The organism is Brucella gallinifaecis, assembly GCF_006476605.1.
Classification (GTDB): Bacteria; Pseudomonadota; Alphaproteobacteria; order Rhizobiales; family Rhizobiaceae; genus Brucella; species Brucella gallinifaecis.
Window position 1 is genome coordinate 341,978 of sequence record NZ_ML636800.1, and the last position, 23,499, is coordinate 365,476.

Sequence of the window (23,499 nt, forward strand, 5' to 3'; positions counted from 1 at the left end):
CGGCATCGCCGCACCACTTTCATGCAAAGATCCGTGAAGGGGCTGACAATAACCCACCCAAATATAGCCTGCACATTCTTTGTCACTGAAACTTCATGAACCTGTCGTGCGACTGTCAAGTTGAACGAGCATAGGCATCCTCGCCTCAGTAAGGGAGCGCGAAGTAATGCCTCAATCAATTGAACTCACCAACATAGGAAAATCCTTTGGCGGCAATGACGTCCTCAAAGGTATTGATCTTTCCATTCGTCCCGGCGAGTTCATTTCTCTCGTCGGTATGTCCGGGTGCGGTAAATCCACTTTATTGCGTATCATCGCAGGGCTTGAATCCTCCGATACCGGCACAGTCGCTATTGGTAAACAGGATGTCACCGACATTGACCCAAGCGATCGTAATCTTGCGATGGTTTTCCAGTCATATGCCCTTTATCCACACATGAATGTTCGCCAGAATATTGCAACACCACTCAGGATGCGAAAACTGAGCCTTTCAGCCCGTTTGCCTTTGCTGGGTCGCTTGTTTTCATCAGCCAAAACGCTTGCAGAGATCGATACAGCTGTCATTGGCGCAGCCGAAACTTTACAGATTGATCATCTGCTCGAGCGCAAGCCTGCCCAGCTTTCAGGTGGACAGCGCCAACGGGTTGCGCTCGCACGTGCATTGGTACGTTCACCGGCAGCTTTTCTGATGGATGAACCGCTTTCCAATCTGGATGCGAAGCTTCGCGCTCATATGCGCGATGAGCTGGCGCGGCTGCATCGCCGGCTTGGTGCGACCTTTATCTATGTCACCCATGACCAGATTGAAGCCATGACCATGTCTGACCGGATCGCCTTGATGTCGGAAGGGCGGATTGAACAACTCGGAACACCTGATGAACTTTACAGCCGCCCGGAAACGCTGACGGTCGCACGTTTCATCGGCACACCCTCAATCAACCTCCTGCCTGTTGAAATAGACGCCAAGGGCAATGTCACATTTATTGGCAAACCGCTGGGTATCACAGTCGCACCGGGCCAAAGCGGACCATCAACACTGGGTCTGAGAGCCGAAGACTTGCATGTGGCCTCCCAGGGATTAACAGCACGCATCTTGCGAAGTGAAACGCACGGCGCTGACCGTTTTGTGACATGTCGATTGTTTAACGATAATAATATTGAAATCATACTTCGCCAACGTGCGGGTGAAGACCTTGGTGCTGATGCCGATGGGCTGTTGCATATCGGGTTTGCACCTGAACGCATTCATCTTTTTGACAAAAATGGTTTGCGTATCGAACGCACGCATGAGCGGGTGGCGGCATGACGACTGCTGATATTACAAGCGGAGATGCAACGCTCATCCGGCCACGCCAATCAAGTGCAGCAAGGCGACTTGTCATCCGCGGGCTGATATTTGCAGCACCGTCAGTGCTGCTGCTTCTTGCAACCTACATCATTCCGATGATTGTTCTTGCCGGTTTTTCAGTCACCGATTACCAGCTTGGCTCACTCTCGACCCGCTTTATAGGGCTGGAGAATTTCATCAATGCTTTCAGTGACCCTGTGTTTATGCGCGCACTGAAAAACACTGTGATCTATGCGCTTATCGTTATTCCGTTCGGGGTATTTCTGGCGCTTGGTATTGCCTTGCTGGTCTATAGCCGCAAACGCAGCCGGTCTTTCTGGGAAGTTGCCTATTTTCTTCCCGTTACCGCCACACTGGTTGCCATGGCAACTGTATGGCAGTTCCTGCTGCATCCCTCCATCGGACCAGTCAATGCCGTTATCAAATGGTTCGGTTTTGAACCTGTTGCATTTTTGTCCAATCCTGCCCTTCTGATACCGACAATGGCTATGATTGGCATATGGCAGGTGCTGGGTTTCAATATGGTGCTGTTTCTCGCAGGTTTAACGGCCATATCCAAGGATCTGCATGAAGCCGCCCGCCTTGATGGCGCAAAAAATCCGATTGATCGTTTCTTTACCGTGACATGGCCAATGCTTGGGCCAACCACCATGTTCGTGGTCGTCACGACCTCAATTTCAGCTTTCAAGGTCTTTGAAACCGTAGCCGTACTGACCAAAGGACGGTTTGGCTCTGAAACATTGCTTTTCGATCTGTATCTGGAAGGCTTTGAATATTCAAACACCGGCTATGCGGCAGCCCTCACACTGATTTTCCTTGCGATTGTTCTGGTGCTTTCTATTGGCCAGACACTCCATCTCGACAAGAAAGTGCACTACTGATGGTTGCGCTTCGCAGATATATCCCACATCTGGTACTGGCTCTTGGCGCATGTGTGATGCTGCTGCCGTTCTACTGGATGGTGTTGACGTCAATCCGCTCCCCTGCTGAAGTTTTCAACGTATCGCTCTGGCCCATTCCAGAGAAGTTCGATGCCGTGGAAAATTACACCCGTGCAGCGGCTCAGGTGCCTATGCTTCGCTTCATGCTCAACGGGGCAATTGTCTGCTTCGGCATCCTGTTTGTGCAGGTTCTGACGGCTGTACCCGCGGCCTATGCACTCGCGAAACTGCGTTTTCCAGGCCGGAAAATCATGCTCGCTCTGGTTATTGCTGCTCTTTGTGTGCCCATTCAGGCATTGGCTTTGCCGCTCTTTGTCGGTCTCGCCAAGGCGCAAATGCTCAACACCTATTTTGCAATGATGGCCCCGTTCTTTCTATCCGTTTTCGCAATCTTCCTGTTTCACCAGTCGTTCCGCAGCTATCCCGATGAAATCATCGAAGCAGCCCGCATGGACGGTTTTTCTGAAATGGAAATCTGCTGGGGTATCGTTTTACGCGGCTCATTGCCCTCGCTTGCAGCTTTTTCTGTCTTTTCACTGGTTGCCCACTGGAATGATCTTTACTGGCCAATGGTGGTCGTTTCCGACACCAATCTCGCACCGCCGCCACTTGGTATGTTGTTCTTTGCCGATATTGAATCGGGCGCCAATTATGGTGCGCTTATGGCAGGCGCCACCATTATCACCGCACCAATGGTTGTCTGCTTCCTCCTTGCACGCAGGCACTTCATTGCTGGCATCACCATGACCGGGGTGAAGTGATCCCGGTCTAGCTCTCTCCACCACCCTCCTCCCAACAGTCCTCTGGAGACTATGATGACTATCAGCCGACGCATTGTTTTAAACGGGATATTTCTGGGCCTCGCAGCCGTCTCACTCGTTACGCCTGGTGTAGCCAGTGCTGCTGATGTAACGCTTAACGTGCTTTACAATCTGCCCGGATTCACGAAATTCCATCAGCCGCTCGCCGATGAATTCATGAAAAACAATCCTGATATAAAGATCAACTTCCTTGCGCCTGCGGTGGGCTATAATGAAGGCCAGCAACAGGTTTTGCGGGCAGCCGTCACCGGCAATCTGCCGGATGTTTATTTCTCCGGTTACAACCTGACCGGTGAACTGGTGAATACGCTTGCTCCGCGTAACCAGATTACTGATCTTGCCCCATTCATCGAAGCAGAAGGCGGCCAGGCTTTCCTCGACAAGAACTACAGCCCGAAAATGGCGGCTCTTGGTCAGGTTGACGGCAAGCAATATGGTCTTCCGGTCAATGCATCTTCGCCAATTATTTATATCAATGCCGATCTGGTGAAGAAGGCTGGTGGCGATCCTGAAAACATGCCGAAAACCTTTGCCGGTCTTATAGATTTGGCAAAGAAAATCCATGCGCTTGATCCAAAAATTGCCGGCATGGGCTATGACATCAACGGTTGGCCGGATGACTGGTTGTGGCAGTCTCTGGTTTTCCAGCAGGGTGGAAAACTGGTTGATGAAGAGACCAAAAAAGTCGCTTTTGACAATGAAATCGGTCTTAACGCGCTCAAACTGACGCGCCAATTTGTTACTGAAGGCGGTCAGAACCTGCTCGACTGGGATCAGTCGCGTCAGCAGTTTGGTGCCGGATTGACCGGTTTCATCTTCTCCACACCAGCCCATGTTCAAACCATTGAGGGACTGGTCGGTGATCGCTTTAAACTCGTGACCTCCACTTTCCCGCTTGATAATGCAGAAAATGGTGGCGTTCCAACGGGCGGCAATTCGGCTGTTATCCTGACACAGGACAAGGAAAAACAGGACGCCGCATGGAAATATCTAAAATGGATTACTGGCCCTGAAGCGCAGAACGTAATTGTTCGCATCACCGGTTATCTGCCAACCAACAAACTGGCAACAGGTGAAGACTATCTTGCGCCTTATTATGCTGAACATCCAAATGTCAAAACAGCTTCATTACAGGCAGACCGCTCTCTGCCATGGGCTGGTTATCCGGGTGGCGATTCCGTTCGCATCTGGCGTACCCAGCGGGACATTATTGGCACTGTAATGCGTGGCGAAGTTTCACCTGAAGATGGCCTCAAGCAGCTTGTCGAGCAGACAAACGCATTGATGAAATAAGGCTCTGGAGACCGCCAGCTTAGCAAAACCAGGCTGGCGGTTTCCATAAATACTTCAATAATCTATTCTGACATTTATCACTCAACTGATACGCATCGATTAGAGCATGATCCGATCAGAGTGAAACGCGCTCTAACGCCGCTTTGCAGGATTATCAGTAATTTTCATTCCGTGTCGTTTGGCCAGCTCAGCGATTACAGCATCAAGCTCCTGCATCTTACGAGCTGCATCCCAGCCAAGTTCAAGGCCGACAATATCAGCAATTGCCGACAGATTGGCATATGAAAGCGCACCATCAATTGCCAGTGTCGTGCGCCGCAGAACGACATCAGACAGATGAACCACAAGTTCATTGCTTGCAATCCACGCAATTTCTGCGCGGCTGATGCTGTCCGTATCGGGCAGAAGTGTAACGCCAAGTTTGGCCTCGATCTGAATGATCGGCAAGGCGGTGGTGCCATAACGCTGCAACAGGATCTCGACACGCTCGGATGCCAGCCCGGTTTCCCTTGCATTTTTAACCACCCATGCAGCACGGGAACTGGCATCAAGAGGATAATCCCTGCCCCCGCCAATGCTGAGATTCCGGGTTGTTTTAATACGCTCGCGGCCAAAGCGCTTGAGCACCACATCTGCCACTTCTTCCGCAAAGCCGCGAAACGTCGTCCATTTGCCACCCACAAGCGAGATGATCGGGAACGGACGCCCTGTTTCCGGCTCAATAAGCGGTGCGGAGTGATCGCGGCTGATAAGGCCCGGCTCCGAAGCATTGGAGGCAGGCAGTGGGCGAATGCCGCTATAGGTATAGACAATCTGGCTATGATCAAATTTCAGCTTCGGCAACAGCGAACGCAGGCTTTCGATGAAATAATCGATTTCCTTATCTTCAGCAAAAACCTCATCAGGATTATTCGCCGGGATATCCGTCGAACCAACCAGTGCCAGACCATGATAATCATAGACAAGGCAGATGCGGCCATCATCTGCCTCAAAATAGATCATGCGCCCTTTAAGGCTCTTAACCAGCTCAGGATGATCAATCAGGATATGCGAGCCTTTGGTGCCGCCAATCAATCTGGTTTCTTTACCCAGCGCCGCGTTGACATGATCGATCCATGGACCAGCGGCATTGATGACGATCTTCGGCTTGATCGTGAAAGCCGTTCCATCCTGATCTTCAAAGCTTACTGCACCGTCGCGGGCTGCAACAATGGAAGTAAAATTGGCCGCTGCGTTCTTCGGATTGGCTTTCAATCCATCGCTGACAAGCTCATAAACCAGACGTTCCGGTTTACTAACCCATGCATCATAATAAATGCCGCCACCAACAATAGACGGTGTCATATATGGCATTTCCTTCAAGGCTTTTTTCCTGAAGAGAAAATTATGCTTTGGCATAACGCGCTCACGCGCACCAAAATAATCATAAAGCCCAAGACCGATCTTGATCAGCACCGCACCACGACTGCGTGGTGCGGTCGTTGAGCCAAACAAGGTCCTCAGTGCTGCGGGAATCCCCTTAGTCCACGAAAAAACCGGAATGAAAGTCGGCAATGGCTGGACATTATGCGGTGCATTTTTCAGCAAAATATTGCGCTCGACGGTTGATTGCGCAACGAGGCCAAACTCACCCGTTTCCAGATATTTCAGACCACCATGAATGAGGCGTGAAGGGGCCGCACTCGTGCCCGAGCCAAAATCACCCTTATCGACAATAAAACAGCTCACGCCCTGTTCACTCAAATCACGATAAAGACCCGCACCATTGATGCCCGCACCGAGAATGAGCACATCAACACCATCAGCTTCGAGCTGTCTGATGCGGTTCTTCATTTGCGCACTGTTTACGAAATCATTCATTTCATTGTCTTCGCTATGTTTTAATCAGTTAAGGCGTCAATTTTGGGCCAGATCGGCCCCATCGCAGACGCTATTTCCTTGAACAGCGAGTAACGCTTTTCATATTGCCCAGCTCGCGCTGCATCCGGCACATAGGTCCGGCCAATCGCATCCAGATCGCGCGGATCGCTGTAAACATCGGCAAAAACACCAGCCCCCTTGCCTGCACAAAGTGCGGCGCCCCATGCCGCCGCTTCATCGGTGTCAGTGACTGTGACCGGCATACCAAGCACATTGGCAAACATTTGCGCGAAAGATGGGCTGCGCGAAACGCCTCCCGTCAGACGAGCACTCGAAATTTCAAAACCGTCTTTGAGATGATCAACATGGATACGGTGATTAAAGGCAATGCCTTCCCAGACCGCACGCAACATGTCACCCCGTTCCTGCCAACCACGAAGCCCGAAAAATGCCCCGCTTGCCATCGCACCATAGGGCGAGCCAAACAGATAGGGATGAAACAGAGCCGTTGATGGTCTGGCCAATGCTGCATCGATTTCCCCGCGCAGCATATCATGAATAGAACGGCCCGTTTCCTCAGCTTCACGACGTTCTGCCGGGCACAACTTATCAAGAAACCAATCATAATTGGCAGTCGAGGCAGGCGAAATGGACATATTGTTCCACTCACCCGGCGCAATAGCATTGCGGCAGAACCAGCTCTTATCAACATTAGGTTTTGACGACAGCGTTTCATTGATCGAGTAAGTGCCGGCAACAACCGCAACCGTTCCGATTTTAAGACCACCAACACCCAGCGCTGAAGCCGTCACATCATGCAGACCGCCAACAACCGGCGTTCCGGCAACAAGTCCGGTGCGGCTCGCACATTCCTGTGAAACGCCGCCAATGATTTCGTCCGAGCGTGACATCCGTGGCAATGCATCCCAAAGTGCCTCCAGCCCAAACAGCTCAAGCGCATCTTTGGAATAGTCCTGCGTATTATAATCAGTGAATGAGGTCGAAGCCTCGGTACGGTCAGTACCGACCTCCCCCGTCAGACACAGCCGAAGCCAGTCCTTGCAGGCAATCACATGACCAATTTTGTTATAACGTTCAGGCTCGTTTTCTTTTACCCAGGCCAGAATTGCAGAAGGGGCAGAAGCATGCGGCAGTTGCCCGGTAATGGTAATCGACTGATCTGCAACTGCACTGCCCAGCCACCGCTCAGCAACATCAACAGCGCGGCTGTCGAGTGAGAGAATGCCCTTGCCAAGCGGCCGTGCATCGTGATCGAGCATATAAATGCCATCACCATGCGCAGTTGTGGCAATGGCGAGAATATCCGATGCCGGGCGTCCGCTTTTGGCGATTGCTTCAACAATTGCATCAGCCGTAGCGCTCCAGAATTCATCCATATCGCGCTCGACATGGCGCGGTTTGGGAAAATATTGGGGTACGCGACGGCGGGCAACGGCAAGCGTCGAGCCATCAACGTCAAATATCACGGCCTTGGTGACGGTCAGTCCGCTATCAATTCCCAACAAAGACGGCATGGATTGTATTTCCTGATATATATGCGCTGAATTCGTGAGCCTTCACGCTTGTTATTTTATTCCAGTAGCGCGGGCGACAACCACATTGATGTTTTGCGACTGCATGCGTTCAATATGCTCATAGGGTGTTTTGTCATCGACGATAACCACATCAAAATCTTTCAAGGCACCGAAATTATGCAGTGCTCTGCGCTCAAATTTGGTGTGATCAATCAAGAGGACACGCTTTGCAGCACTCTCCAGCATGGCACGCTTGGTTTCGACCATTTCCGGTGACTGGTGAAACAGCAGATCATCAGTAATGGCCGCGATTGAAATGAAAGCCACATCAGCACGCAGCCGACGAATTTCATGTATAGTCATGCCGCCGACAAAGGCATTGCACCAGTTATAAAGCTGACCGCCAAGACCAAGCAGGGTGATATCTTGCATATCACGCACTTCGTTCATCAAAATCAGGGAATTGGTAATGACAGTCAGCGGTCCTTTGCCGGAAAGGAAAGGAGCCATCTGAAGAACTGTTGTGGAATCATCGAAGAAAATTGCCTGCCCTGGCTCAACAAACTGCATTGCAGCTTCGGCAATCAGTTTTTTCTCTTCAGATTGGCGCGCAACACGATAGAGGTCACTTGCTTCAATAAGACTTGTGGGCGCTGCGGAAACAATCCCGCGCGTTTTACGAAACAATCCCCGACTGACCAGCTCATCCACATCACGATGCGCAGTCATCAGGCTGATCGCAAAGCGCTCTGTCAGATCTTCAATGCGTACCGATCCTTCTGACATAATCATTTCAGCAATTTGCTGACGACGAACCAACTGGCGTGCATGCCTGCTGTCGTTCGGCACCTGCTCCGTCAGAAGACCATCAATGTTTGCTTTATTTCTTGTAACCATGCCTGTCACTCGTCCCCAGCCCGTTCATTTTATTGACCGGTCCCGATTCATAGCATCGGTACGAAAAAATTGAACAGGGCACGGAATTTAATCCGCGCCCCGTTCATACAGATCTTACTGCTCAAGAACGAACGGCGCTGTATATTTGTCAACATTATCCTTGGTGATCAGGAAGCAATCAAAAAGCTGCTTTTCCTGATCAACACCGGTCTTGCCTGTCTTGATGAAGTTATCGGCCTGCCTGACAGCAGCTTCCGAGAAGATCGCAACCGGCTGCAAAACAGTGTACTGAAGTTCACCGGCCTTGATTGCTTCAACTGCATCAGGCGAACCGTCGAAACCGCCAACCTTGACCTGATCCAGCTTGCCAGCCTTCTTCAGAGCCGCGATCGCGCCGAGAGCCATTTCGTCGTTACCGGAGATAACGCCGATAATGTCAGGATTTGCCTGAAGCAGTGCCTGCATCTTGTCGTGGCCCTGTGTACGGTTCCAGTTTGCAACGTCCTGACCAACTTTTACAAGGTCCGGATACTGCGAAAGAACAGTTTCATAGCCATTGGAGCGGGTGGCAGCATTGTTGTCCGACGGCGAACCGAACAGCTCAACATATTTGCCTTCTTCGCCAACGCTCTCAACCCACTGTGTTGCACCCAGTGCTGCACCCTGTGCATTGTTGGAAACGAGCTGTGCTTTCGCAAGGCCTTCCTGGTTGATTTCAGCATTTACGAGGAACACTGGAATACCGGCTGCAACAGCACGCTTGACCGCACCAACCGAACCATCAGCATTTGCCGGGTCAAGAATAATCGCAACCGACTTGTTGGTGATCGCGGTATCGATCAGGTTGCTTTCAGTATTGGTGTCACCCTTGTGGCCGCCAACAACAGCCGAATAGCCGAGGCCTTCAGCGGTCTTCTTGGCAATTTCACCTTCGGTGTACCAATATGGGTTTGAAGGATCGTTGACCACGATTGAGATCAAGCCTTCAGCCCATGCTGTGCTTGCGATAAGCGGCAATGCTGCTGCTGCAGCAAAAAGAACGCGCATACCCTTCTTAAACATATCTCACTCCCGTAAAATTATCTTTGCGTTTACCGGTTACCCGGCGTTTCCATTCCAGGGGGCGAGACTTTTAAAGCTGATCGCCATCTTGGAACGTTTTCTCTATTCCCGAAAATCCGGCTCCGCCCGGAACGGGAGCGGAGCCGTAGAGATTAACGTTTGGAATATTGAATGCTGTTGAGCAGAACGGCGAGCACGATAACAGCACCCGTAAATACAGTCTGCCAATAGGATGATACACCGATGATCACGAGGCCATCGGAAAGGAAACCGATAACGAAAGCGCCAAGAAGCGTACCCAGAATTGTGCCGCGACCACCCGTCAGCGCCGCACCACCGATAACGACTGCGGCAATTGCTGTCAGTTCATAGGTTGTGCCTGCGGTTGGACCGGCTGAAGTCAGCTGCGATGCGAGAACCAGGCCAGCAATGGCAGCGCAAATACCTGAAATCACATAGACTGAGATCTGTACACGCTTGACCGGAACGCCTGAAAGTTCTGCAGCACGTTCATTACCACCCGAGGCATAGAGCCAGCGGCCAAATGCGGTGCGGTTAAGCACGACTGCAACGATAATGGCGAGAACTGCCAGTATAAGAACGCCAATCGGCACCCCAAACAAAGTGTTGAAGCCCAGCCAGTCAAAACCTGTATTGCCCAGTTCAGGACGACCACCAAGGTTGTTATAGGTCAGGCCGTTGGTCATCAAAAGCGCCACACCACGCGCACAATAAAGAACGCCGAGCGTTGCCACGAAAGCCGGAACGCGCAGATAAGCAATCAGAACGCCATTGATAGCACCGACAAATGCGCCAAGCGCACAGGTGATAAGCACGACTGCCCAGACCGGGAAATAAAGAATGACACCGAGTTCTGGAATATTGACGCCTTGCATCAAAAATCCAGCAACAACCCCTGCAAGCCCCAGCGTAGAGCCGACCGAAAGATCGATACCACCATTCAGAATAACCAGCAGCATGCCAATTGCCAGCAAGCCGAAAATGGCAACATGCGACGACATGATCAGGAAGTTATTGACGGTAAAATAATAGGGCGAAAGAAATGAGAAAGCTGCGATAATAGCGATCAGGGCAAAAAATGCGCGACCTTCGAGCAATAAATGCACGATGCTGATTTTCCGCTTTGCTCCGTTCGGAGCCGCTTTGTCTTTTGTAGTCGTGACTGACATTCTATCAGTGCTCCATAACTATATTAATGGCCGACCATGGATTCGCCCGAGGCAGCCATGATCTTTTCCTTGGAGACATCAGAGCCGAATTCGGCTGAGATACGTCCACGGTGCATAACAATGATACGATGAGCGATGCTGAGGCACTCGCCTACTTCTGATGTGGTATAAACGACAGCCAGACCTTCTTTGGCCTTTTCGGCCAGAAGCTTGAACACTTCAGCTTTCGCGCCAATATCAATACCGCGGCTTGGCTCATCAAGCAGAATAACTTTTGGCTCTGTCGCCAGCATCTTGCCAATCACGACCTTCTGCTGATTGCCACCGGAAAGCGAGCCGATTGCTGCTTCACCACCATCGGTCTTGATATGAACATTCCTGATCGATTGATCGACAATGTTCTTTTCACGTCTGGTCGAAGTAAAAAGACCTCTCGTCATTGCACCAATGCTTGCAAGCGAAAGATTGCGGCCAACCGTCATTGTCTGCACAAGACCATCGCGCTGGCGGTCTTCCGGCACCAGAACAAGACCCTGATCAATACGCTGAGCAATTGTGAGATCTTCAACGTCCTTGCCTTCAAGGAGAATACGACCTGAACTGGCTTTAAGCCGGCCTGCAACTGTTTCCAGAAGCTCAGTCCGTCCTGCGCCCATCAGACCATAGATACAAACGATTTCACCGGCACGCACATTAAGCGATAAATTATCAACAAGTGCGAAATCACCAGATTTATCCTGAACCGTCAGTCCTTCAACAGACAGTGCGACATCGCCCCATTCATAACCGGTTGGAGGAGAACCAAGATCAAAGTTCTCGCCAACCATGTTACGAACGATCCATTCCAGATCAATCTGCGCGCGTGGTGCATAAGCAGTCATGGTTCCATCGCGCAGCACAACGGCATGATCCGTGATTTGCAGTGCTTCTTCGAGGTGATGGGAAATATAGACGATCGCCACACCACGCGCAGTCAGATCACGAATAACCTTGAACAACACTTCCACTTCTGACGCGCTTAGCGCGGAAGTCGGCTCATCCATGATCAGAATGCGGGAATTAACTGAAAGCGCACGCGCGATTTCGACAACCTGCTGCTGGCCGAGACGAAGCTCTTCAACGGGGGTCAGTGGATCAATATCTTCTTCAAGTTCCGCCAGAAGCTCACGGGTCAGACGTTCTTCTTCTGCGAAATTCACACCCGATGCACCACGGATTTCGCGACCCATGAAAATGTTGTCACGCACATTCATATTGGGTGCGAGGCTCAGTTCCTGATGGATAATCGAAATTCCGCGGTCGCGTGCCTCGGTTGAAGAATTAAACACAACCGGTTCGCCATCAAGAACAATCGTGCCGGAAGTTGGCTGAATAACACCCGACAGAACCTTCATCAGTGTCGACTTGCCAGCACCATTTTCGCCAAAAAGCGTTGTGACCTGACCGCGGCGAATTTCAAAATTCACACCCTTGAGCGCATGAATGCGCCCATAAGCCTTGGCTACATCATGTGCAGAAAGAACGACTTCGCCGTGCTTGCCTTCAACTTTGTTCTGAGCGGTCATTTTACTTCCAGCACCACTGGCGTAACCAGCCAGTTTTTCGGGTTGACCAGCTTGAAAACGCCCGTAACTGAAACTGTCTTGCCGATAAGATTATCGACATCAACACCTTCGAGAACCTGCTTTTTCATTTCATTATTAAGAGCGGATCCGGCATTCTGGAACTCGATCTGGTTCTTGAACTGGCCAAATTCGATAGTGCCGGTTGCATCCCGCAAATCGGTGCCATTGACAGCAGGCCCCGTCTGGACACGGATTACCATTCCTTCAGGAAAACCATCGACTTTAACGACATTATAATTTGATTTACGCTCCTCAACGGTTCCGGTAAATTTGATCGGAATGACCGGGTTTACGTTGCCAACGCCATATTTCTTACCGGCTGCATCCTTGTCAGCAACAATAGCAGTTGCAACTTCAACTGCGTCAACAGCACGCTCTTCAATACTTGTTTTGACCTTGGGAAATTCAGCGGCGCCATAGGCCTCAGGCGAGAAAACCTGCTGACGCACATCGGCATCGGAACCGATTTTCACAACTTTCGTATCAAAACCAATTGCGCCGATCACCACAACCGCAGCAATCACACTCCAGAGGGTAGCGCGGCTTGTTTTGGCTGGCCTTGTTGCAACCTGATTAGCTTGTGTACTCATTATCAAACGCCTTCAGCAAATTTTGCCGGATTGTCGTTATAAACACGGGTGATGCAGCAAACCTTATTCAGCTTCACCACTGCGCCAACGGCCCTCAGGAATTGCACCCACAAACCCGGGCACAGACACAGAGATAACAAGAGCAGAACTCTGAAACATAAATCCTCCGCATGTTACCAGCACCGCTCCTCCGCGTAGCCTTGAAATAAGTATGCCGCCGTCATGCACTATGATGGCAGCATGTTATCATCTCCAATAATCATGTTATAAACAGTCATATCTGTCAATCAGCTCTTTTCAGGATGCGGCCTATTTTGCACAAATACGAGACAAAAACTCACAACATCCCAGTCATATAAGCATCAGAGCTGGTGGGCGCTTCACGATTTCAAGACCCGTTTCATTGATGCCGATTGTCATATCTATTGAATATTTTATTATTTAAAAACAAATATATAATAAAATATTCCCTGACTTATGTCACTGCATATTCCCTGTTTTCGACCATCCAGCCTTCTCATAAATTGCGCAAAATTCACAAGCTTCACTCTTTGGTGAAAAAAAATGCTTATGCACAAAAATTTTACAGACAGGCCGCAATCGTTATGTTATCTCGACAATAGAAAAGGGTCTGTTATCTTCAGAAATTGCAGGAAACGAACGACTGAATTTGTCGTGGGAGGAGATCCAGATGTTCATCACGGGTTACATGAATTGCCTGAGCTGCATTAAGAAAGCATCATTCTGTCATGCATGATAAAGGTGATATTATCATCGGCATCGACGCGGGAACCTCCGTCGTCAAGGCTGTGGCTTTTGATCTGAGTGGCCGCCAGCTCGACTCGGCCGCCGTCCGCAACAAATATGAAACCGGCGAGCACGGTGCGGTAACTCAGTCACTTTCCCAGACATGGGATGACTGCGCCAGCGCTTTGCGCAATCTTGCCGAGAAAATTCCAGGTTTAAGCAAGCGCACTGCCGCAATTTCTGTCACAGGTCAGGGCGACGGCACATGGCTGGTTGGAAAAGACAATAAACCGGTCGGCGATGCCTGGATCTGGCTTGATGCTCGCGCAGCCAATACAGTTACAAAGCTTGCAGCAGGCCCAATGAACCGTGCACGCTTTGAAGCAACCGGCACCGGCCTTAATACCTGCCAGCAAGGCACGCAAATGGCGCATATGGACAGTTTCATGCCGGAACTGCTCGATAATGCGGAAGTCGCCCTTCATTGCAAGGACTGGCTTTACCTTAACCTCACCGGCGTCCGCGCTACAGACCCATCAGAAGCAAGTTTTACATTCGGTAATTTCCGTAATCGTCAATATGACGATGTCGTTATTGAAGCGCTTGGCCTGCAAAAGCGCCGCAGCCTGCTGCCCGAAATTGTGGATGGCACTCTGACACAACATCCACTATCCCCCGATGCAGCAGCGCTCACAGGACTTAAGGCCGGAACACCGGTGAGTCTTGGTTATGTCGATATGGTGATGACCGCACTTGGTGCAGGTGTTTATTGCGGCACGGCTGATGCAGGCTGCTCAACCATCGGATCGACCGGTGTGCATATGCGGGCAAAATCTGTTTCCGACATTCATCTGAATGCAGAAGGTACAGGCTATGTTATTGCGTTGCCGGTTCCCGGCATCGTCACGCAGGTTCAGACCAATATGGGCGCGACAATCAATATTGACTGGATTTTGCAAATTGCTGCCGACCTGATGTCCAGCCCGGATAAACAAGTCTCCCTGAGCGATCTTATCCCGCGCCTTGATGAATGGTTTAACATGAGCCGCGCTGGTGCATTGCTTTACCATCCTTATATTTCGGAAGCAGGCGAACGCGGACCTTTTGTCAATGCCTTTGCCCGTGCCGGATTTATCGGTCTTTCAAGCCGCGACCGCTTTCCTGAACTGGTTCGTTCAGTGGTTGAAGGTCTCGGTATGGCAACGCGCGACTGTTATGCCGCCATGGGTGGAATGCCAGCTGAACTGCGACTGACAGGCGGTGCGGCACGCTCACGCGCACTACGCAGCACGCTTTCAGCAGCACTCAATGCACCCGTGCGCGTTTCATCGCGTGAAGAAGCGGGGGCTGCCGGTGCCGCAATGATGGCAGCGGTTGCCATTGGCGCTTACTCAAACATGGAAGACTGTATCACGCAATGGGTTGCACCTTTGCTGGGTGCTGGCGAAGCACCCGATGCGCAACAGGCTCAACGCTATGCTGAACTGTTCGTCGCTTATAAAGAGGCCCGACTGGCATTAACTCCGGTCTGGGACAAGCTTGCAGCCGGTCAATAATTTAACAACCGACTGAAATGACATATTATTTTGCCGGAATGCCGGCATCCGAAGGAGCATGAGATGGCCGAACCGGAAACCTATGATCTGTTTGTGATTGGTGGCGGTATCAATGGTGCGGGTGTTGCCCGCGATGCAGCAGGGCGCGGCCTTAAAGTTGTGCTGGCAGAAAAAGACGATCTCGCGGAAGGCACATCCTCACGCTCCGGCAAGCTTGTGCATGGCGGTCTTCGCTATCTCGAATATTATGAGTTCCGTCTGGTGCGCGAAGCTTTGATAGAGCGCGAAGTTCTGTTGAATGCAGCGCCGCACATCATCTGGCCAATGCGCTTTGTTCTACCGCACAGCCCGCAGGATCGCCCGGCATGGCTCGTGCGTCTTGGCCTGTTTCTCTATGATCATCTCGGTGGCCGCAAGAAACTGCCCGGCACCCGTACGCTTGATTTAAAACGCGACCCGGAAGGCACCCCAATCCTTGATCAATATACCAAGGGTTTTGAATATTCCGATTGCTGGGTCGATGATGCACGTCTCGTTGTTCTCAATGCTCTGGGTGCCGCTGAAAAGGGTGCAACAGTTCTGACCCGCACGCCGGTTATTTCTGCACGGCGTGAAAATAGCGGCTGGATCGTTGAAACCAAAAACCGCGATACGGGAGAAGTGCGCAGCTTCCGTGTGCGCTGCATCGTCAATTGTGCTGGCCCATGGGTGACAAATGTTATCACCAATGTTGCCGGCTCCAATTCTTCGCGCAATGTGCGCCTCGTCAAGGGCAGCCACATTATCGTGCCTAAATTCTGGTCCGGTGCGAATGCCTATCTGGTTCAGAACCATGACAAGCGCGTGATCTTCATCAACCCCTATGAAGGGGACAAGGCACTCATCGGAACCACTGATATTGCCTATGAAGGTCGTGCGGAAGATGTCAGTGCGGATGAGAAAGAAATCGATTATCTGCTCAGCGCAGTAAACCGCTATTTCAAGGAAAAGCTGCGCCGCGAAGATGTGCTGCACAGCTTCTCCGGCGTGCGCCCCTTGTTTGATGATGGCAAAGGCAATCCATCTGCTGTCACCCGTGACTATGTTTTTGATCTTGATGAAACCAATGATGCGCCGCTGCTCAATGTCTTTGGTGGCAAGATCACCACATTCCGCGAGCTGGCCGAGCGTGGCATGCATCGCCTCAAACATATTTTCCCGAAAATGGGTGGTGACTGGACACATGATGCACCGCTTCCGGGCGGCGAAATACCGAACGCGGATTTTGAGACTTTCGTCAACAGCCTGCGTGACAGCTATCCCTGGATGCCACGCAAGCTCGTCCATCATTATGGACGTCTTTACGGTGCACGCACAAAAGACGTGGTCACAGGCGCATTAGATCTGAGCGCTCTCGGCCAGCATTTCGGTGGTAATCTCTATGAAGCAGAAGTTCGTTATCTCGTTGCAAAAGAATGGGCAAAGACGGCAAATGATATTCTCTATCGCCGTACCAAGCACTATCTGCACCTGAGCGAAGCCGAACGTGCTGCATTCGTTGCATGGTTTGATAACGCTAAACTTGCTGCCTGAGGACAAGATGGCTCTTACGCTTTCACTCAATACCAATCCACTTGTAAACCGTTTTGCCGAGCCGGGCGATCTGATCGAAACAGTTGCACGTGACCTGCGTTTGCGCGATTTGCAGCTTACACATGAATTCATAAACCCAAGCTGGCAGGCTTCAACCATTCGCCGCCTCACCCGTGATATGGGCAAGGCATTGGAGCGCACCGGTGTCCGCATCACATCCGGCATGACCGGGCCTTATGGCCGCCTCAACCACTTCGGTCATCCAGATGCGCAAGTGCGCCGTTATTATATCGACTGGTTCAAGACTTTCGCCGACATTATCGGTGATCTTGGCGGCAAGTCAGTCGGTACGCAATTTGCGATTTTCACCTATAAGGATTTTGATAATCCCGAACGCCGCGAAGAGCTGATCAAAATCGCGATCGATTGCTGGGCGGAAGTTGCCGAACATGCGGCTGGTGCCGGCCTTGAATATATATTCTGGGAGCCGATGAGCATTGGACGTGAATTTGGTGAAACAATTGCTGAAAGCATCAAGCTTCAGGATCGGCTGACTGCAACCGATATGGCAATTCCGATGTGGATGATGGCCGATATAGATCATGGTGATGTCACATCATCAAACCCGGATGATTTTGATCCATATGCATGGGCACGCGCAGTACCCAAAGTTTCGCCGATCATTCATATCAAGCAGAGCCTGATGGATAAGGGCGGCCATCGCCCTTTCACAGCAGAATTCAATACCAAGGGCCGCATTCAGCCAGAACCACTGCTTAAAGCCTTGAGCGAAGGCGGTGCTGTGAACAATGAAATCTGCCTTGAACTGTCGTTCAAGGAACGTGAGCCAAATGACCGTGAAGTTATTCCGCAAATTGCCGAAAGTGTAGCCTTCTGGGCACCGCACATTGACACGGGCGTAGGTGATTTGAAAATATAAGCACAAGAAAACAATAAAGAATCGGGGGCGTTAAGCGAAAAAATGGCAGATGCAGACGATTCTTTGGCACTTCGTGCGGCCTGGCTCCATTTTATCGGTGGTATGACCCAGTCAGCCGTTGCAAAACGGCTCGGGCTTCCTTCTGTGAAAGCACACCGGCTGATCGCCAAAGCTGTTGCCGATGGAGCGGTCAAAGTCACCATAGACAGCGATATTACCGAGTGTATCGATCTCGAAAACCGGCTTGCTGAACTATATAATATTGAATATTGCGAAGTCGTTCCTGATCTGGGTGAAAGTGAAGACGCCCTTCCCCTGCTCTCACTTGGAAATGCTGGTGCAGAATTTTTGCGTCGCGAAATCGAGCATGGTGATCATGAAGTCATCGGCCTTGGTCATGGCCGCACTCTTTCAGCCGCCGTCAATCATATGCCCCGTGTAAGCGCCAAAGACATACAGTTTGTCTCACTGCTTGGTGGCTTGACGCGTAATTTTGCGGCCAACCCACATGACGTAATGCACCGGATTGCTGAAAAGACCGGCAGGCCTGCTTATGTGATGCCTGTGCCTTTCTTTGCCAATACATCCGAAGATCGCGAAGTCCTGCTGGCACAAAAAGGCGTGACTACGGTTTTTGAAATGGGATGTCGTGCAGAACTTAAAATTGTTGGCATTGGAACAGTCGATTCCCATGCACAGCTTGTAACATCGGGCGTGATTGATCTCACGGAAGTCGAAGAACTCAGCACCCGTGGCGCTGTGGGAGAAATGCTCGGCCATTTCTTCGATAAAAATGGTATCCGGCTTGAAACGGGCCTGACTGCACGCACAATTGCCGCATCAGTTGAAAATGCCGATATGAGCCGCATTATTGGTCTGGCAGGCGGGCTTTCCAAGGCTGAAGCCATTCGTGCCGTACTTAAAAGTGGGCGTCTTTATGGGCTTATCACCGATGAGCGAACCGCAATGGCCCTTTTAGACTAAATCGAAACAACTCAACAAAATATCACAAAATCACATTTTATATGGATTGTTATGTGATTTTGTGATTTATATATGCGCCATAAGCAACTGGCTTTTGGATCGGAATTTTCGTGAAACGCGACGAAAGAAGACAAGCGATCATCAATCTGCTGATTGAAAATCATGCCGTCGATCTTGATGATCTTTCGGAACGTTTTGCAGTTTCCAAAATGACCATTCATCGTGATCTGGATTCGCTTGAGGAATCCGGCGTCCTGCGCAAAGTCCGCGGCGGCGCAACGATGGATGCCGGCTCCCAGTTTGAAAGTGATTTCCGTTTTCGTGTACAGCAGGACAATGAAGCCAAAATTGAAATGGGCCGCGCTGCTCTTGATCTGATTGAACCAGGTATGACAGTCATGATCAATGATGGCTCCACCGCTGCGGTTCTGGGGAGCATGCTGATCGAAAAACGCCCCCTGACAGTGATCACGAATAATGCGGTCATTATCGAAAATCTCAAAGGCGAAGGCGGCATCAATCTGATCGCTCTTGGCGGCGTATTTTCTGCAAAATTCAACGCATTCTTTGGCCTGCTGACGGAGGAAGCTCTTTCAAAGCTCAGCGCAGACATCGCTTTTATTTCCGCGCCTGCAATCAATGGACGCCTCGTCTATCATATGGATGAAAACGTTGTGCGTACCAAGCGTGCCATGACCGCATCGGCAACCCGTACATGCCTTTTGGTCAACCATCAGCGTTTTCGCCGCACAGCCCTGCATGTCATGGCTGACCTTGGCGATTTTGATGCAATCATTACGGATAAATCGCCGGGCGATACTTTGCTGGCCGAGCTTGAGCCGGCAGGCATTAAACTGACAATCGCAGAATAAAACATCAGAAGAAAGAGCATTCAAGCATGACACAATTCGGAGCCAGGTTCTGGGTCGGAACAAGCTGGAAAATGAACAAAACACTGGCGGAAGCCCGCGCTTTTGCGAGCGCATTGAAGGACGCCGATCATAACCGTTCAGAAGACATTCAGCGCTTTGTAATCCCACCATTTACCTCAGTTCGTGAAGTGAAGGACATCCTGTCGGATACATCCGTCAAAGTGGGTGCGCAAAACATGCACTGGGCTGATCAGGGGGCATGGACCGGCGAAATTTCTCCGCTGATGCTTAAAGATTGCAATCTCGACATTGTTGAACTCGGACACTCCGAACGCCGCGCTCATTTTGGCGAAACCAACGAAACCGTTGGCCTCAAGGTTGAAGCAGCCGTTCGTCATGGTTTGATTCCGCTCATCTGCATTGGTGAAACGCTGGAAGACCGCGAAAGCGGACGCGCCGCGCAAGTATTGGCAGAAGAAGTGCGTGGCGCACTCTCAAAGCTTTCGGATGAACAGAAAAAGGCCGAAATCCTGTTCGCCTATGAACCAGTATGGGCAATTGGTGAAAATGGCATTCCGGCCTCGGCTGATTATGCCGACGCACGTCAGGCCGAAATCATCGCTGTTGCGACAAGCATTCTTGGCCGCCGCATAGCTTGTCTCTATGGCGGTTCAGTCAATCCCGGCAATTGCGAAGAACTCATCGCCTGCCCGAATATTGATGGTCTGTTCATTGGTCGTTCGGCATGGAACGTAGAGGGTTATCTCGACATTTTGAACAAATGCGCCAAGAAAATCAAAGCTAATTAAGGAGTAATATCATGAAAGTAGCAGTAGCAGGCGACAGTGCCGGTGAAGGTCTTGCCAAGATTCTTGCAGATCATCTGAAGGATCGTTTTGAAGTGTCCGAAATTTCCCGCACGGACGCAGGTGCTGATGCATTTTACGCAAATCTCTCGGACCGCGTTGCATCTGCCGTTCTCGATGGCACCTATGACCGTGCAATTCTGGTTTGCGGCACCGGCATCGGTGTTTGCATTGCAGCCAATAAGGTTCCGGGTATCCGCGCCGCACTCACCCACGACACCTATTCGGCTGAACGTGCAGCGCTTTCCAACAATGCGCAAATCATCACCATGGGCGCACGCGTTATCGGCTCGGAAGTTGCAAAGACCATTGCTGATGCATTCCTTGCACAGACCTTTGACGAAAAGGGGCGCTCGGCTGGCAATGTTGACGCAATTAACGAAGTCGACGCCAAGTATAATAAATGCTGATAATTTTATAAGCTATGATACTGAAAAGCGGCGGGTTTTCCCGCCGCTTTTTTATATTTGTTAAGAGGAACTCTTAACTGAACTTCGGGTCCAGCGAACCATCGCGGTAACGCTTTGCCATGTCTGACAACGGGATCGGACGGATAGACTGAGCATGGCCAGCAGTACCAAACTGCTCGAAACGCTCTTTGCAAAGCTTGGTCATCGCAGCCATTGCAGGTTTCAAATATTTGCGCGGATCAAACTCGCTTGGATCTTCCTGCAACACGCGGCGGATCTGGCCGGTCAGCGCCATACGGTTATCGGTATCAATGTTGATCTTGCGCACGCCATGCTTGATACCGCGCTGAATTTCCTCAACAGGCACACCCCATGTAGGCTTCATCTTGCCGCCATACTTGTTGATGATTTCCTGAAGCTCTTCCGGCACCGATGAAGAACCATGCATGACAAGATGCGTATTTGGCAGCTTGCGATGGATTTCTTCGATCACGTTCATGGCAAGCACCGAACCATCAGGCTTACGGCTGAATTTATAGGCGCCATGGGATGTGCCCATGGCAATTGCCAAAGCATCTACCTTGGTTTCACGAACGAATTTTACGGCCTCATCAGGATCAGTCAGAAGCTGATCATGTGAGAGCTGACCTTCTGCGCCATGGCCGTCTTCTGCTTCGCCCATACCGGTTTCAAGCGAGCCGAGAACACCCAGTTCACCTTCAACGGAAATACCCCCAAGATGGGACATTTCGCTGACCTGTCGCGTAACGGAGACGTTATAATCCCAGTCAGCAGGCGTTTTACCATCAGCCTTGAGCGAACCGTCCATCATCACGGAGGTAAAGCCAGCCTGAATTGCAGTCATGCAGGTGGCAGCTTCATTGCCATGATCAAGATGCACGCAGACCGGAATATGCGGGTAGATTTCTGTCACGGCATCCATCATGTGGCGCAACATAATATCATTGGCATAGGAACGTGCACCACGCGATGCCTGCAGGATTACCGGCGCATCGGCAGCATCTGCCGCTTCCATAATGGCGAGCGCCTGTTCCATATTATTGATGTTGAAAGCCGGAACACCATAGCTGTGTTCAGCAGCGTGATCGAGCAATTGACGCAGCGTGATACGTGCCATCTGAGTTTCCTCCTGATTAGTGCGCATCCCGAAAAATGCGAAGCGGTTTTCGGAACAAGATGCGTGTAAAAATGATCAGCAAGAGCATTAAATGCTCTGGCTTTGCGAACGCGCGTAATATTCGCCGAGCACATCGACTTCTTCAGCAACGCCAAACACCAGCGCACTGCGCTCGTGATAGGTTTGTGGAATGACATCGAGGATCGGTGTGGAACCGTTAGTCGCCTTGCCACCCGCCTGCTGGCTAAGAAATGCAATCGGATTGGCTTCATAAACAAGGCGCAACCGACCTTTTTCATAGCCCGGACGTTTATCGTCCACGTAGAAGAAAATCCCGCCACGTTGCATGATACGGTGCATGTCGCCAACAGCGGCACCCAGCCAGCGCATGTTAAAATTGCGCCCGCGCGGACCGTCTTTGCCCTTGTAGCAATCGTCAATATAAGCCTTCATACCAGCCGAAAGGTGATGATAAACGGAAGCGTTATAAGCAAGATCGGACGTGCGCTCAGGGAGCGTTACATTCTGGCGCGTGATCTGGAAAATGCCACTGGCTGGATCAAGTGTTGCGAACAATACCCCCTCCCCAACCGAAAAGGCGAGGTCGATAGAATTGCCAAACGACACGTAACCTGCGGCCAGTTGACGGTTTCCGGGTTGCAGAAAAGGCTCTGCCGTATCCGCCGGAAAAATCGAAAAAATTGTGCCAAGCGGTGCACCAAGACCAACATTGCCCGAACCATCCAGTGGATCAATTGCAACTGCAACCAGACCATCAGCCTTACCCGGAACCGGGAGGTCAGCTTCTTCAGATAATACCGAGGCAGCACCCGCAGCAATTAACAATTCGACAAAGAGATTATGTGCACCGACATCGATGCTCTTTTGTTGATCCTGATCGCTGTTGACACCAACAAGCTTACCCGGATCACCGGGGAGCGAGCCGCGTGCAATACGCCCGGCAAGACGCCCTGACCCTGCAAGGATAGCTTTAATAGCGTTGCTCGTTGCTAGACGCAGATTGTCTGCACCTGCCCAGCGGTCAAGATATTCACTGACAGGCTGCGCCGCCACATGCTCATTATCACCAGCCAAAACCAGTGGTGCAAAATTGCCTGCTAACGTCATTTACCCAACTCCCGAAGAAGTGGCGCATCAGGCGTGCATTCTGCACATTGCAGTATGGTCAAAACAGGGGGAAAGAAACTCATTTACCGGCAATCTCCATGCAGATGTCTTTAAGACACACCCT

20 protein-coding genes are annotated in these 23,499 nt (G+C 50.9%); 11 read left to right on the forward strand and 9 right to left on the reverse strand.

Features of this window, described 5'->3' with window-relative positions:
• Positions 1-166 precede the first annotated feature (166 nt).
• The 4 genes from FHY56_RS01505 to FHY56_RS01520 are packed head-to-tail and all read left to right on the forward strand — an operon-like array spanning position 167 to position 4,403.
• A complete protein-coding gene (locus tag FHY56_RS01505; protein ID WP_140903403.1) occupies positions 167-1,306 on the forward strand; it encodes an ABC transporter ATP-binding protein in 1,140 nt (379 codons plus the stop codon).
• Positions 1,303-2,229, forward strand: a complete 927-nt coding sequence (locus tag FHY56_RS01510; protein ID WP_140903404.1) for a carbohydrate ABC transporter permease — start codon at positions 1,303-1,305, stop codon at positions 2,227-2,229. The genes FHY56_RS01505 and FHY56_RS01510 overlap by 4 nt, the downstream gene beginning before the upstream one ends.
• Positions 2,229-3,050 (forward strand): carbohydrate ABC transporter permease, encoded by an 822-nt coding sequence (locus FHY56_RS01515; RefSeq protein ID WP_140903405.1) that lies wholly within the window; start codon positions 2,229-2,231, stop codon positions 3,048-3,050. The genes FHY56_RS01510 and FHY56_RS01515 overlap by 1 nt, the downstream gene beginning before the upstream one ends.
• A 54-nt stretch (positions 3,051-3,104) precedes the next feature.
• Positions 3,105-4,403, forward strand: a complete 1,299-nt coding sequence (locus tag FHY56_RS01520) for an ABC transporter substrate-binding protein (protein ID WP_140903544.1) — start codon at positions 3,105-3,107, stop codon at positions 4,401-4,403.
• Positions 4,404-4,535: 132 nt separating this feature from the next.
• Here FHY56_RS01520 and FHY56_RS01525 read toward each other — a convergent pair whose 3' ends face one another.
• The 7 genes from FHY56_RS01525 to FHY56_RS01555 all read right to left on the reverse strand — a co-directional run bounded on the left by FHY56_RS01525 (position 4,536) and on the right by FHY56_RS01555 (position 13,162).
• Positions 4,536-6,263, reverse strand: coding sequence for a glycerol-3-phosphate dehydrogenase/oxidase (locus tag FHY56_RS01525; protein WP_140903406.1), 1,728 nt, complete (start codon positions 6,261-6,263; stop codon positions 4,536-4,538).
• A 20-nt stretch (positions 6,264-6,283) separates the two neighbouring features.
• Entirely contained in the window at positions 6,284-7,798 is a 1,515-nt protein-coding gene (locus tag FHY56_RS01530; protein WP_140903407.1) for an FGGY-family carbohydrate kinase, read from the reverse strand.
• Between the two features lie 51 nt (positions 7,799-7,849).
• Positions 7,850-8,695 carry a DeoR/GlpR family DNA-binding transcription regulator gene (locus FHY56_RS01535; protein WP_140903408.1) on the reverse strand — a complete coding sequence of 282 codons (846 nt, stop codon included), beginning with the start codon at positions 8,693-8,695 and terminating at the stop codon, positions 7,850-7,852.
• A gap of 114 nt (positions 8,696-8,809) precedes the next feature.
• Positions 8,810-9,757: a D-ribose ABC transporter substrate-binding protein gene (locus tag FHY56_RS01540; RefSeq protein ID WP_140903409.1), complete on the reverse strand. Its 948-nt coding sequence runs from the start codon at positions 9,755-9,757 to the stop codon at positions 8,810-8,812.
• 152 nt (positions 9,758-9,909) lie between these two features.
• Positions 9,910-10,947, reverse strand: a complete 1,038-nt coding sequence (locus FHY56_RS01545; RefSeq protein WP_140903410.1) for an ABC transporter permease — start codon at positions 10,945-10,947, stop codon at positions 9,910-9,912.
• A 23-nt stretch (positions 10,948-10,970) separates the two neighbouring features.
• A complete protein-coding gene (locus FHY56_RS01550) occupies positions 10,971-12,512 on the reverse strand; it encodes a sugar ABC transporter ATP-binding protein (RefSeq protein ID WP_140903411.1) in 1,542 nt (513 codons plus the stop codon).
• On the reverse strand, positions 12,509-13,162 hold the full coding sequence (locus FHY56_RS01555) for a DUF2291 family protein (RefSeq protein WP_140903412.1): 654 nt from the start codon (positions 13,160-13,162) through the stop codon (positions 12,509-12,511). Before FHY56_RS01555 ends, FHY56_RS01550 begins: the two co-directional genes overlap by 4 nt.
• A gap of 749 nt (positions 13,163-13,911) precedes the next feature.
• Between FHY56_RS01555 and FHY56_RS01560 the strand changes: the two genes are divergently transcribed.
• The 7 genes from FHY56_RS01560 to derI all read left to right on the forward strand — a co-directional run bounded on the left by FHY56_RS01560 (position 13,912) and on the right by derI (position 21,109).
• Positions 13,912-15,465, forward strand: a complete 1,554-nt coding sequence (locus FHY56_RS01560) for an FGGY-family carbohydrate kinase (RefSeq protein ID WP_140903413.1) — start codon at positions 13,912-13,914, stop codon at positions 15,463-15,465.
• Between the two features lie 63 nt (positions 15,466-15,528).
• On the forward strand, positions 15,529-17,037 hold the full coding sequence (locus tag FHY56_RS01565; RefSeq protein ID WP_140903414.1) for a glycerol-3-phosphate dehydrogenase: 1,509 nt from the start codon (positions 15,529-15,531) through the stop codon (positions 17,035-17,037).
• A 7-nt stretch (positions 17,038-17,044) separates the two neighbouring features.
• Positions 17,045-17,977 carry a sugar phosphate isomerase/epimerase family protein gene (locus FHY56_RS01570; protein WP_140903415.1) on the forward strand — a complete coding sequence of 311 codons (933 nt, stop codon included), beginning with the start codon at positions 17,045-17,047 and terminating at the stop codon, positions 17,975-17,977.
• A 42-nt stretch (positions 17,978-18,019) separates the two neighbouring features.
• Positions 18,020-18,961, forward strand: coding sequence for a sugar-binding transcriptional regulator (locus FHY56_RS01575; protein ID WP_140903416.1), 942 nt, complete (start codon positions 18,020-18,022; stop codon positions 18,959-18,961).
• Positions 18,962-19,071: 110 nt separating this feature from the next.
• Positions 19,072-19,833: a DeoR/GlpR family DNA-binding transcription regulator gene (locus tag FHY56_RS01580; RefSeq protein ID WP_140903417.1), complete on the forward strand. Its 762-nt coding sequence runs from the start codon at positions 19,072-19,074 to the stop codon at positions 19,831-19,833.
• 26 nt (positions 19,834-19,859) lie between these two features.
• Complete coding sequence (locus FHY56_RS01585) at positions 19,860-20,642, forward strand: triose-phosphate isomerase (RefSeq protein ID WP_140903418.1); 783 nt, start codon at positions 19,860-19,862, stop codon at positions 20,640-20,642.
• Between the two features lie 11 nt (positions 20,643-20,653).
• Positions 20,654-21,109, forward strand: a complete 456-nt coding sequence (gene derI, locus FHY56_RS01590) for a D-erythrulose-4-phosphate isomerase (RefSeq protein WP_140903419.1) — start codon at positions 20,654-20,656, stop codon at positions 21,107-21,109.
• 73 nt (positions 21,110-21,182) lie between these two features.
• On the opposite strand, the gene fba is transcribed toward derI, so the two are convergent.
• Together fba and FHY56_RS01600 are read right to left on the reverse strand one after the other, a co-directional pair.
• Entirely contained in the window at positions 21,183-22,247 is a 1,065-nt protein-coding gene (gene fba / locus FHY56_RS01595; RefSeq protein WP_140903420.1) for a class II fructose-bisphosphate aldolase, read from the reverse strand.
• An 87-nt stretch (positions 22,248-22,334) separates the two neighbouring features.
• The gene (locus tag FHY56_RS01600; RefSeq protein ID WP_140903421.1) at positions 22,335-23,375 is read right to left on the reverse strand and encodes a class 1 fructose-bisphosphatase; all 1,041 of its coding nucleotides are present in this window, start codon (positions 23,373-23,375) and stop codon (positions 22,335-22,337) included.
• Positions 23,376-23,499: the final 124 nt, after the last annotated feature.

Excerpts from the sequence above, each read along its gene's own strand:
- FHY56_RS01505 (WP_140903403.1), top strand. The coding sequence starts at position 167 with ATGCCTCAATCAATTGAACTCACCAACATAGGAAAATCCTTTGGCGGC.
- FHY56_RS01510 (WP_140903404.1), top strand. The coding sequence starts at position 1,303 with ATGACGACTGCTGATATTACAAGCGGAGATGCAACGCTCATCCGGCCA.
- FHY56_RS01515 (WP_140903405.1), top strand. The coding sequence starts at position 2,229 with ATGGTTGCGCTTCGCAGATATATCCCACATCTGGTACTGGCTCTTGGC.
- FHY56_RS01520 (WP_140903544.1), top strand. The coding sequence starts at position 3,105 with ATGACTATCAGCCGACGCATTGTTTTAAACGGGATATTTCTGGGCCTC.
- FHY56_RS01525 (WP_140903406.1), bottom strand. The coding sequence starts at position 6,263 with ATGAATGATTTCGTAAACAGTGCGCAAATGAAGAACCGCATCAGACAG.
- FHY56_RS01530 (WP_140903407.1), bottom strand. The coding sequence starts at position 7,798 with ATGCCGTCTTTGTTGGGAATTGATAGCGGACTGACCGTCACCAAGGCC.
- FHY56_RS01535 (WP_140903408.1), bottom strand. The coding sequence starts at position 8,695 with ATGGTTACAAGAAATAAAGCAAACATTGATGGTCTTCTGACGGAGCAG.
- FHY56_RS01540 (WP_140903409.1), bottom strand. The coding sequence starts at position 9,757 with ATGTTTAAGAAGGGTATGCGCGTTCTTTTTGCTGCAGCAGCAGCATTG.
- FHY56_RS01545 (WP_140903410.1), bottom strand. The coding sequence starts at position 10,947 with ATGTCAGTCACGACTACAAAAGACAAAGCGGCTCCGAACGGAGCAAAG.
- FHY56_RS01550 (WP_140903411.1), bottom strand. The coding sequence starts at position 12,512 with ATGACCGCTCAGAACAAAGTTGAAGGCAAGCACGGCGAAGTCGTTCTT.
- FHY56_RS01555 (WP_140903412.1), bottom strand. The coding sequence starts at position 13,162 with ATGAGTACACAAGCTAATCAGGTTGCAACAAGGCCAGCCAAAACAAGC.
- FHY56_RS01560 (WP_140903413.1), top strand. The coding sequence starts at position 13,912 with ATGCATGATAAAGGTGATATTATCATCGGCATCGACGCGGGAACCTCC.
- FHY56_RS01565 (WP_140903414.1), top strand. The coding sequence starts at position 15,529 with ATGGCCGAACCGGAAACCTATGATCTGTTTGTGATTGGTGGCGGTATC.
- FHY56_RS01570 (WP_140903415.1), top strand. The coding sequence starts at position 17,045 with ATGGCTCTTACGCTTTCACTCAATACCAATCCACTTGTAAACCGTTTT.
- FHY56_RS01575 (WP_140903416.1), top strand. The coding sequence starts at position 18,020 with ATGGCAGATGCAGACGATTCTTTGGCACTTCGTGCGGCCTGGCTCCAT.
- FHY56_RS01585 (WP_140903418.1), top strand. The coding sequence starts at position 19,860 with ATGACACAATTCGGAGCCAGGTTCTGGGTCGGAACAAGCTGGAAAATG.
- derI (WP_140903419.1), top strand. The coding sequence starts at position 20,654 with ATGAAAGTAGCAGTAGCAGGCGACAGTGCCGGTGAAGGTCTTGCCAAG.
- fba (WP_140903420.1), bottom strand. The coding sequence starts at position 22,247 with ATGGCACGTATCACGCTGCGTCAATTGCTCGATCACGCTGCTGAACAC.
- FHY56_RS01600 (WP_140903421.1), bottom strand. The coding sequence starts at position 23,375 with ATGACGTTAGCAGGCAATTTTGCACCACTGGTTTTGGCTGGTGATAAT.